This is a genomic window from Corallococcus aberystwythensis, from assembly GCF_003612165.1.
Classification (GTDB): domain Bacteria; phylum Myxococcota; class Myxococcia; order Myxococcales; family Myxococcaceae; genus Corallococcus; species Corallococcus aberystwythensis.
The window spans coordinates 1-9,498 of record NZ_RAWK01000333.1; the positions used below are offsets into that span (position 1 = coordinate 1).

Consider the following 9,498-nt stretch of genomic DNA (forward strand, 5'->3'; position numbering starts at 1 on the left):
CCTCCCCTTCCCCTCCTCCCGAGCCTCCCTCCGACTTGGCGCGCACCGTGGCGCTGGAGCCCGCGGATCCGCTCTCCGTGCTCAACCAGGCGTTCCGCGATGCGTACGCCGCGCGCCGAGAGGCCGTGCTCTCGCGCATGGGCCCCGTCATCGCGCAGATCGACGACGTGCTCATCCTGCGCAAGGGCGGCCAGCGCTTCGAGGCCCCCGCCCGCACGCGCCGCTATCACGCGTACAAGGTCGTCAGTCACGTGCCCCTCGCCCTCCACGTCCTGCTCGCCAGTCAGAAGGCCGGGCTCGATGACGACACCCGCACGCGCCTCACCACGATGCGGGGCCTCATCACCGCGTCGGCCACGAGCATGGACTCCCGCGGCCTTCCAGCCGAAGCCCTGGCGCGGCAGCACCGCCTGCTCGCCGCGTCACTCGCGCTCGTGGACGCCGTGCTGGCCGCGAACCGCGTGACGCAGGAGCAGCTCTCCACGTTCATCCACGCCCAGGTGCCGGACCTGATGAAGAACGCCGAGGACTCGGCGAGGGATCAAATCGACACGATGCACGCCTCGGTGGAGGCGTGGAAGCGCGGGATGACCGGCGAGGAGCGCGGGCAGCTTCGCGCCGTGGTGGCCGCCTCGCACATGTCGCGGCCCGGCAACGTGGCGGCGCAGTACTTCTCCATCACCCTGGGCGACACCTGGGAGGGGCGCTTCCACGAGGAGGACCCGCAGCCCGGCAAGCGCGTGCTCTCCTCGGAGGCGACGTTCGACGAGCCCGCGGCGTTCGCGCTGCTGGGCACGCACGTGCTGGACGCCCGCACGTCGCGCGGCATCTTCGGCGAGGAGACGCGCATGGCGCGCGACCTGCTGGCGGACGCGGCCGAGCGCATCCTCGCGGACATGTTCCACACGTCGCCCCAGCCGCCCGGCACCGCCACCGCGGAGTCCCTCAAGGACGGCTGAGCGGAAGCTCCACCTGGAACGTCGCGCCCTCGCCCAGGCAGCTGTCCACGGACACGCTGCCGCCCTCGGCCTCCACGATGGTGCGGGCGAGGTAGAGCCCCAGCCCCAGGCCTCCGTAGTGGCGCTCGGACACCGCGCGGCCGTAGCGCTCGAAGAGGCGGGGCCGCTGCTCCTTGGAGATGCCGATGCCCCCGTCGCGCACGGTGAGCCGGGCCACGGGCCCCTCCGCCGCGAGCCGCACGGACACCGGCGTGCCGGCGCCGTACTTCAGGGCGTTGTCCAGCAGGTGATCCAACACCTGCGCCAGCCGGGAGCGGTCGAAGCTGCCGCACACCGGCCCTGGAGCCTCCACGCGGAAGTCGCAGTGCTCCAGGGCGAACCGGGGCGCGAACCGCTCGGTGACCTCGCGCACCACCTCCGCGACGTCCACGTCCTCGCGCTGCAGGCGGAACGTCCCGGCGCTGATGCGGGACACGTCCAGCAGGTCGTTCATCAGCTCCGTGAGCCGGCGGACCTGGCGGTGCCCCGTCTCCACGTGGGCCTCGATGACCGGCGCGAGCGGCGAGTCCGGGTGCGCCTTCACCGCGCGCGAGAGCGCCTGGAGCTTCAGGCTCAGCGGCGTCAGCGGCGTCTTCAATTCGTGGCTCGCGACGGACAGGAACTCGTCGCGCAGGCGCACGGCCTCGCGCGCGCCATGGAGCAGCCGCGCGTTGTCCACCGCGAGCCCGGCCAGGTTCGCCAGCTCCTGGGCGAACTGGAGGTCCTCGTCGGCATACCGGCGGCAGGAGGTGGTGATCAGGAAGGTCAGCGCCCCCAGGATGTGGCCCCGGGCCAGCAGCGGCACGGTCAGCAGCGAGCGGATGCCCACCCGGCGCATCATCTCCAGGTGGTCCGCGTCCTGCGCCACCGCCTCCATCAGCGCATCCGAGACCTCCGGCACCAGGGTGGACCGGCCGGTCGACAGCGCCACCGCGGGCGGATAGACGGGCCGATCCCGGGGCACCGGGGTCAGCCGCTGCACGCTGGCCGCGAGCGTGGAATGGGAGGGATCCGCCGCCACCACCTGGACGCGCTCGAAGTGGCCGTCAGGGTGCAGCACGTCCACGATGCACCAGTCCGCGAGCGCCGACACCGACAGGTTCGCCAGTGAGGCCAGCGTGGCGGACGCCTCCAACGACGACGAGAACAGCTCACTGGCCCGCGCCAGGAACGCGGCGCGCTCTTCACCCAGGGCCTGCGCCTGGATGTCGATGCAGGTGCCCACCCACTCGCGCACGGCACCATCCGGTCCCAGCACGGGCATGCCCCGGGCCAGCATCCACACGTAGGTGCCGTCCACGCGGCGCAGCCGGTAGCGAGCGCGGAACGGGAGGTTCCCGCTCTGGGCCCGTTCCCACGCAGCCAGCGCCCCCTGCCGGTCGTCCGGATGCAGGCACTGGAGCCAGCCTCCCTTGCGCATCTGCTCCGGAGGCTGCCCGGTGAAGGCCGTCCACGAGGGCGAGAGCGCGTCGTCCCCGGAATCCGTCCAGGTGACGGACGCCGCGGTCTCCAGCAGCCGGCGGAGCCGCTCGGCCTCCTGGCGCAGCAGGGCCAGCTCTTCTCTCAACGCGGCCTCCGTGCCAGCGGCGGGGAGACCTGGGTTCATGAGGGGGGCCGTCATCGCGGAGCCTCAGTACACGTTGTACCTGGCCCGGAGCGCTTCATGCTCCTGCGCGTTGCGCGAGGGGTGCAGGACCTTCTGCGCGTCGTGCAGGTAGTACCAGAAGTCGCTCTTCACCGGCCGCAGCGCGGCGACGAGCGAGTCCACCGTGGGCGCCCCAATGGGGCCCGGCGGCAGGCCCGCGCGGGTGCGCGAGTTCCACGGATCCGAGTTGTCCCGCAGCCGCTTGAGGAACGCCTTGCGGTCGTTCCACTCGGCCAGCTCGTAGCGGCTGGTCGCGTCCACGCCCAGCGGGAAGCCCTTGTCCACGCGCTTCCAGAGGATGCCCGCGACCAGCGCGCGCTGGGACGGCACCGGCTCCTCGCGCTCCAGCATGGAGGCCATCACGACGATGTCGTGCAGCGACCGGCCGCTCTTGGCGATCTCCTCCCGGTGCGCGTCGTAGAAGCGGGCGCGGAAGGTGTCGATCTGCCGCTGGATGAACGCCTCCACCTTGAAGTTGTCCGCGATGATCCCGTACGTCTCCGGGTACAGGTAGCCCTCCAGGCTGCGGACCGGCAGCGGGAACGGCGCGGTGAAGCGGTCCGTGCGGGTGGCCGCGGCGATGTACTCGCCCGGCTTGATGAGGCCCTGGGCGGCGAGCACCTGGTCGGTGTCGCGCAGGCGCCAGCCCTCAATCATCGCGAAGGGCACGTCCTCCGGCAGCGGCTGGCCCTCCAGGGCGGTGGCCAGGTCCGCCACGGAGGCGGTGGGGCTGAGCATGAAGCGGCCCGCCTTCACGTTGAGGCTGCCCCGCTGCCACAGGTGGAAGCGCCACACGTTGGGGTCGTCCAGGAAACCCTGGGCCTGAAGCTGCTGGCCCAGCGAGCGCGCGGACGCGCCCTTCTTCACGACGAACTCCTTCGGTGCCGGGTCAGCGGCGGCGTGCGGCGCGGTGGTGGCGTTCTTGAAGTGCATGAACGCCCCGCCCACCCCGGCGACCGCCAGGACGATGAGCACGAGGAGCGCGACGAGGATCTTCTTCATGGGAGCCCAACCTATCAAAGGCCCCGACGCTTCCAACGAGAACAACCTGTCACGCGGCCGGGCAGGCGGACGCAAGCGCCCCCTTCTCAACACCGGCCGGCATCCGCGCCCGGGCCGGACGGCCGGTCACCCCACCGGGAGGTGCAGGGACAGCTCGCCAGGTGTGAGGACTTCACAGCCGTCACGGGTGACGAGCACGGTGTGCTCGAACTGGGCGGACAGGCTGCCGTCCGCGGTCACGATGGTCCACCCGTCCGGCATCATCCGGATCTCCGGGCGGCCCAGGTTCACCATGGGCTCGATGGTGATGACCATCCCCGAGCGCAGCGTGATGCCCGTGCCCGCCCTGGCCACGTGCGGCACGTGCGGCTCCCCGTGCATCTGCCGGCCGATGCCGTGGCCGCCGAACTCCTCCACCACGCTGCACCCCTCCGCCTTCGCCAGCGCCATCACCGCCGCGCCAATGTCCCCCAGCCGAGCGCCGTGCCGCACCACGGACACGCCCACGTCCCGGCACCGCCGCGCCACGTCCACGACGTGCCGGGCGTCCGCGGAGACTTCGCCCATCATGAACGTGGCGGACGTGTCGCCGTGGAAGCCATCCAGGTGCGTCGTCACGTCCACGTTGATGATGTCCCCGGACTTCAGCACTTCATCCGCGCGCGGGACGCCATGGCACACCACGTGGTTGCGGCTGGTGCACACCGTGGAGGGAAAGCCCTTGTAGCCCAGCTGGCTCGGGGTGCCTCCGCGCCGCGCCGTGTCCTCGCGAACCCACGCGTCGATGTCCGCCGTCGTCACGCCCGGCCGGAGCCGGGAGGCCACGTGCGAGAGCGTGCCCGCCGCCGCGCGGCCCGCGGCGCGCAGCCGCTCCACTTCACTGCCCTTGAAGAGAGGAATGCCCATGCCGGGCAAGGTGGCATCCGCCCTTCCGGAACGTCCAATGCTGTTCTGGCATCACGCGGGCGGGTGGAAGGCGCGCACGGCTTCGCGCTAGCCTCGCGCGCGTGAGCATCACGCACCTCCAGTCCTTCGTCGCGGTGGCGGAAGAGGGCCACGTGGGCCGGGCCGCGCGCCGGCTGCACCTCACCCAGCCGCCGCTCAGCCGTCACATCCTCGCCCTGGAGGATGAACTGGGCACGCCCCTCTTCGAGCGCGTCCCCCGGGGCATGCGCCTGCTGCCCACCGGGGAGGCCCTGCTCCTCCACGCGCGCCGCATCCTGGCGGAGGTGGAGACCGCCGCCCGCACCGTGCGCGAGGCGGCCGGGAGCACGAAGCCGCCCCCGGCCTGACCGCGACTACGACCAGGCGGTCATGCCGCCAATGCGGCGCAGCATCAGGATGGGGCCGTCGTCCATGCGACGGCCGCGCAGGTCAATCTCACAGTCGATGACCCAGTCCCCATGGCCCTCCGGGTCCATGATGCGCTGCTGGGCCTCCCACTGGCGCGTGCCCGCCTCCTTGAGCTGCGTGTTCGCCGGCTTGCGCGCCTGGGGCGTGAGCACCACCAGCTTGTGCTCCTCGAAGTACGGCGCCATGGCCTGCTCCAGCTTCGGCGCGGTCCATTCGCCCAGCGCGTTGTCCAGCATGCCCAGCGCGTCCAGGTAGCGGCGCTGGCCCAGCGCGCGCAGCAGCCGGTGCAGCTCCTCGCGCACGCGCGCGGCGAAGGCCTTGGGGTCCTCCGTCAGCTCCTTGGGCTTCAGGTCCACCACCGGCTTCACTTCGACCGGGGCCTCCGGGTTGCGCATCCGCTCCCACTCGTCCAGGAGGCTGGAGTCCACCTGCCGCAGCGTCGCGCGGAGGTGGTCGAGGATGTCGTCCAGGTCCTCGTTGCGGAACTTCTCCGGCACCGTCTGCACCAGCGATTTGTAGACGTCCCCCACGTAGCGCAAGAGCACGCCCTCGCTGCGCTGCAGGCCGTACTCGCGCACGTAGTCGTGGAAGGACATGAAGCGCTCGAACATGTCCCGGACAATGGACTTGGGCCGGATGTTCTCCTCGCCCACCCACGGGTGCTTCTTCGCGAAGGCGTTGAAGGTGCCGTAGACGAACTCGCGGTTCGGCTTGGGCCACTCCAGCTTCTCCAGCTCCTCCATGCGGTCGTCGTACTCCACGCCCTGCGCCTTCATCTCCTGGATCTTCTCCCCCTTCAGCTGGTGCAGCTGCGCGTACAGCACCACGTCCGGGTTCTCCAGGATGGACTCCACCAGCGTGACGACGTCCAGCGCGTACGTCTCCAGCGTGGGGTCCAACAGCTCCAGCGTCTCGTGCAGGTACAGCGACAGCGTGTGGTTGAGGCTGAAGTCGCGCTGCAGGTCCTCGGACACCTCCACGGTCGCGGAGTGCTTCTCCCACTGGACGACCTTCACGATGCCTGCGTCGCGCAGCGTGCGGAAGTACATCGCCGCGTCCTTGAGCAGCTTCCTCTTCGTGTAGTCGGAGCTGTGCGAGCGCATCACCAGCTGCACCAGCCGCTTGTAGCCGCCGCTGCCCTCCGTCTTGTCGCTCTGGAGCAGGTTGAGCAGGAGGCCGTGGCTCACGTCGAAGCGCGACTCCAGCGGCTCCGGCATCCCGTTCTGGAGCCGCTCGAAGGTGCTCTTGTCGTACTGCACGAAGCCCTTCTGCGGCGGCTTCGCCTTGGGCGTCTTCTTCTTGCCCGCGGCCTCCTTCGCGGCCTGTTTGATGTTCTCGACCATGTACTCCGGGGCCTGCGCCACCACGCTGCCCTCGGTGTCGAAGCCCTTGCGGCCCGCGCGGCCGGAGATCTGCTTGAAGTCGCGCACGCTCAACGTCGCCAGCTTCTCGCCGTTGAACTTGAACAGCTGCGTGAAGAGCACCGTGCGGATGGGGATGTTCACGCCCACGCCCAGCGTGTCCGTGCCGCTGATGACCTTGAGCAGGCCCTGCTGCGCCAGCTTCTCCACCAGCAGCCGGTACTTGGGCAGCAGGCCCGCGTGGTGCATGCCGATGCCGTGGCGCAGGTAGCGCTGGAAGTCCTTGCCGTAGGGGGTGTCGAAGGGGGCGTCCAGCAGCGCCTGGCGGATCTCCTCCTTCTCCTCCTTGGTGTTGAAGTCCACGGACATCAGGTTCTGCGCCTGCTCGGCCGCGGCCCGCTGCGTGAAGTTCACCAGGTAGACGGGGTACTTCCCCCGCGCGATGAGGTCCTGGATGGTCTCGTGCAGCGGCACCTCGCGGTAGTCGAAGTCCAGCGGCACGGGGCGCTCGGAGCTGCGCACCGTGGCCACCTCGCGGCCGGTGAGCTTGGCCAGGCTCTGCTCGATGACGTGCGTGTCGCCCAGCGTGGCGGACATCAGCAGGAACTGCGTCTTGGGCAGCGCCAGCAGCGGAATCTGCCAGGCGACGCCGCGGTCCTTGTCGGAGTAGTAGTGGAACTCGTCCATCACCACCGCGTCCACGCGCGCGGAGGCGTCGCGCAGCGCCAGGTTCGACAGGATCTCCGCCGTGCAGCAGAGGATGGGCGCCTCGCGGTTGATGGACGCGTCGCCCGTCAGCATGCCCACGTTCTCCGGGCCAAAGGCCTTGGAGAGCGCGAAGAACTTCTCGTTCACCAGCGCCTTGATGGGGCACGTGTAGAACGACACCTTGCCCTCGGCCATGGCCTTGAAGTGGAGCGCCATGGCCACCAGCGACTTGCCGGAGCCCGTGGGCGTCTTGAGGAACAGGTGCTTGTCGCTCAGGAGCTCCAGGATGGCCTCCTCCTGGGCGGAGTACAGGCTCAGCCCGTTCGTGGCCACGTAGCTCACGAAGCGGTTGAGGATCTCGTCGGCATCGAGAGGGGGCTCGCCGGGCTTGGGCAGCAGGGCGGCGAGCGGGGCGCGGGTGTCGGCGGAGTCACTCATCAGGCCCGACTCTAGGGGGTGCCGCCCGGTCCCCGTGAAAAATCGCGCGTCTTGCGCCCTTCCCCGCCGCCTGGACAGGCTCCCTGCCTGCCCGGCCTGTGCACCCGGGCACACTGGCAACGGCTGAAGCGCGCATGGCCACGGACGGGACGCCTCCCCATCCTGCCCCCGCGACATTCACGGGGGGTTGGACATGCGGACAGCGAAATTCTGGTTGGGGACGGTGCTGGCGGGTGCGCTGGCGCTGGGCTACGGGTGCGGGAGCAACGCGGAGAATCCGACTCCGCAGGAGGCACCGCAGCAGGATCCGGACGCGGGCGTGGTGCTGACGCTCACCGACGCGCAGATTGCCCGCGTCCTGCAGGTGGCCAACGAGGGCGAGGTGATGCTCGGCCAGTACGCCGTGCCGCTCGCCACCGACCCGGACATCCGCGCCTTCAACGAGGACATGGTGACGAAGCACACCGCCGTCAAACAGCGGTTGGATGCGCTGATCGCGGCCGAGGGCATCACCCCCGAGGACTCCGCGCTGAGCCTCCAGTTGCAGACGGAAGTCCAGCAGCTGATGCAGGTCCTCCAGGGCCCGAACGCGCCGGCCGCGGGTGCCGCGCTCGACCTGGCGTTGATCAGCGCGCAGATCAACGCGCACGCGCGCACCGCCTTCATCGGCGACAGCCTGCTCACGTCTCAGGTCGCCAACACCGCTCTGGCGCAGGAGCTGATCAGCGAGCGTGAGGCGGTGCAGATGCACATCAACGAGGCGACGGATCTCCAGTCCGAACTGGTGATTCCCTCCACCGAGCCGTAGCCGGCGGTTCCGCTTTCCGAAAAAAGCCGGCTCGGGCTCTCAGAACGTGAGAGCCCGGGCCGCCGCACACGACCCGTGGGGGAGGATTCGACCCGGGTGCTTTCCAATCGTGTCGGCCCGGTTTAGTAGGAATTCGGACTGCCGATGCAAAAGCCTACCGAACCGACCTCCGCGCAGGGCGAGCCGTTGACGACGGGACGGATCCTGCGCGCCACGTATGAGATTGGCACCGTGCTGGGCCGGGGCGGAATGGGCGCGGTGTTCCTCGCGCGCCACCTGCGGCTGCCGGGCAAGCAGGTGGCCATCAAGGTGCTTCACGGCGCGGAGGCGCTGTCGGAGGAGGTGGCGGTGCGCTTCCGGCGCGAGGCGGAGATCGCCTCGCGGCTGGGGCACCCGAACATCGTGGAGGTGCTGGACTTCGACACCCTGGAGGACGGCACGCCCTTCATGGTGATGGAGTACCTGCGCGGTGAAGGCCTGTCGCGCCGGCTGCGCAAGCAGAAGCAGCTGCCCCTGGAGGAGGTCCTCTCCATCGCGCGGCAGATGGGCGCGGCGTTGCAGGCGGCGCACCGCGCGGGCGTGGTGCACCGGGACCTGAAGCCGGGCAACGTGCACCTCGTGCCCACGGAAGCGGGCGGCGTCATTGGCGAGCGCGTGAAGTTGCTCGACTTCGGCATCTCCAAGCTCGTGGATTCGCGCACGGTGATGACGCTGGACTCCGTGCTGATGGGCACGCCGCAGTACATGGCCCCCGAGCAGGCCATGGGCCACAACAGCAACGTGGACGCGCGCACGGACCTGTTCGCGTTCGGCTGCATCGTCTACGAGATGCTCGCGGGCCGGCCGCCCTACTCCGGCGACAACGTCGCGGAGCTCATCTATCAAATCGTCCACCTGGAACCGCCGCCGCTCCTGACGCTGGCGCCGGGCACGCCGCCGCACGTGGTGGCGGCCATCTCCCGCGCGATGGCGAAGAAGCCGGAGGACCGCTACCCGGACGTGGGCGCGTTCATCCTGGAGCTGACGGGGAGCCCGCTCCAGACGCTCGCGGAGGCGAAGCCGGAGCAGCGCTCGCGCCCCACCACGCCCACGGCCCCGCCGCCGGTGTCGCGTCCGCCGGATCAGGAGGAGCACATCGCGACGGTGGGGATGCGCCCCCACGCCGGCCGCGACACGTCCCCGGGC

8 protein-coding genes are annotated in these 9,498 nt (G+C 70.2%); 4 read left to right on the top strand and 4 right to left on the bottom strand.

Features of this window, described 5'->3' with window-relative positions; genetic code table 11:
* On the top strand, positions 1–959 hold a 959-nt coding region (locus D7W81_RS36360; RefSeq protein ID WP_244227685.1), incomplete at its 5' end, for a hypothetical protein.
* Here the strand turns inward: D7W81_RS36360 and D7W81_RS36365 are convergent.
* From D7W81_RS36365 to map, 3 genes are all read right to left on the bottom strand, one after another.
* Positions 946–2,604, bottom strand: coding sequence for a sensor histidine kinase (locus tag D7W81_RS36365; RefSeq protein WP_244227686.1), 1,659 nt, complete (start codon positions 2,602–2,604; stop codon positions 946–948). The two genes, D7W81_RS36360 and D7W81_RS36365, sit on opposite strands and share 14 nt — an antisense overlap.
* 24 nt (positions 2,605–2,628) lie before the next feature.
* Positions 2,629–3,645, bottom strand: coding sequence for an endolytic transglycosylase MltG (mltG, locus tag D7W81_RS36370; protein WP_120559970.1), 1,017 nt, complete (start codon positions 3,643–3,645; stop codon positions 2,629–2,631).
* 126 nt (positions 3,646–3,771) lie between these two features.
* Positions 3,772–4,551 (bottom strand): type I methionyl aminopeptidase, encoded by a 780-nt coding sequence (map, locus tag D7W81_RS36375; protein ID WP_120559971.1) that lies wholly within the window; start codon positions 4,549–4,551, stop codon positions 3,772–3,774.
* 101 nt (positions 4,552–4,652) lie between these two features.
* On the opposite strand from map, the gene D7W81_RS36380 reads away from it, so the two are divergent.
* Entirely contained in the window at positions 4,653–4,937 is a 285-nt protein-coding gene (locus D7W81_RS36380) for a LysR family transcriptional regulator (protein ID WP_120559972.1), read from the top strand.
* Positions 4,938–4,943: 6 nt separating this feature from the next.
* On the opposite strand, the gene D7W81_RS36385 is transcribed toward D7W81_RS36380, so the two are convergent.
* Complete coding sequence (locus D7W81_RS36385; RefSeq protein ID WP_120559973.1) at positions 4,944–7,505, bottom strand: DEAD/DEAH box helicase; 2,562 nt, start codon at positions 7,503–7,505, stop codon at positions 4,944–4,946.
* Between the two features lie 193 nt (positions 7,506–7,698).
* On the opposite strand from D7W81_RS36385, the gene D7W81_RS36390 reads away from it, so the two are divergent.
* Positions 7,699–8,313, top strand: a complete 615-nt coding sequence (locus tag D7W81_RS36390; protein ID WP_120559974.1) for a DUF4142 domain-containing protein — start codon at positions 7,699–7,701, stop codon at positions 8,311–8,313.
* Positions 8,314–8,457: 144 nt separating this feature from the next.
* Positions 8,458–9,498, top strand: a 1,041-nt coding sequence (locus tag D7W81_RS36395) for a serine/threonine-protein kinase (protein WP_147445755.1), incomplete at its 3' end; no start/stop codon positions are given.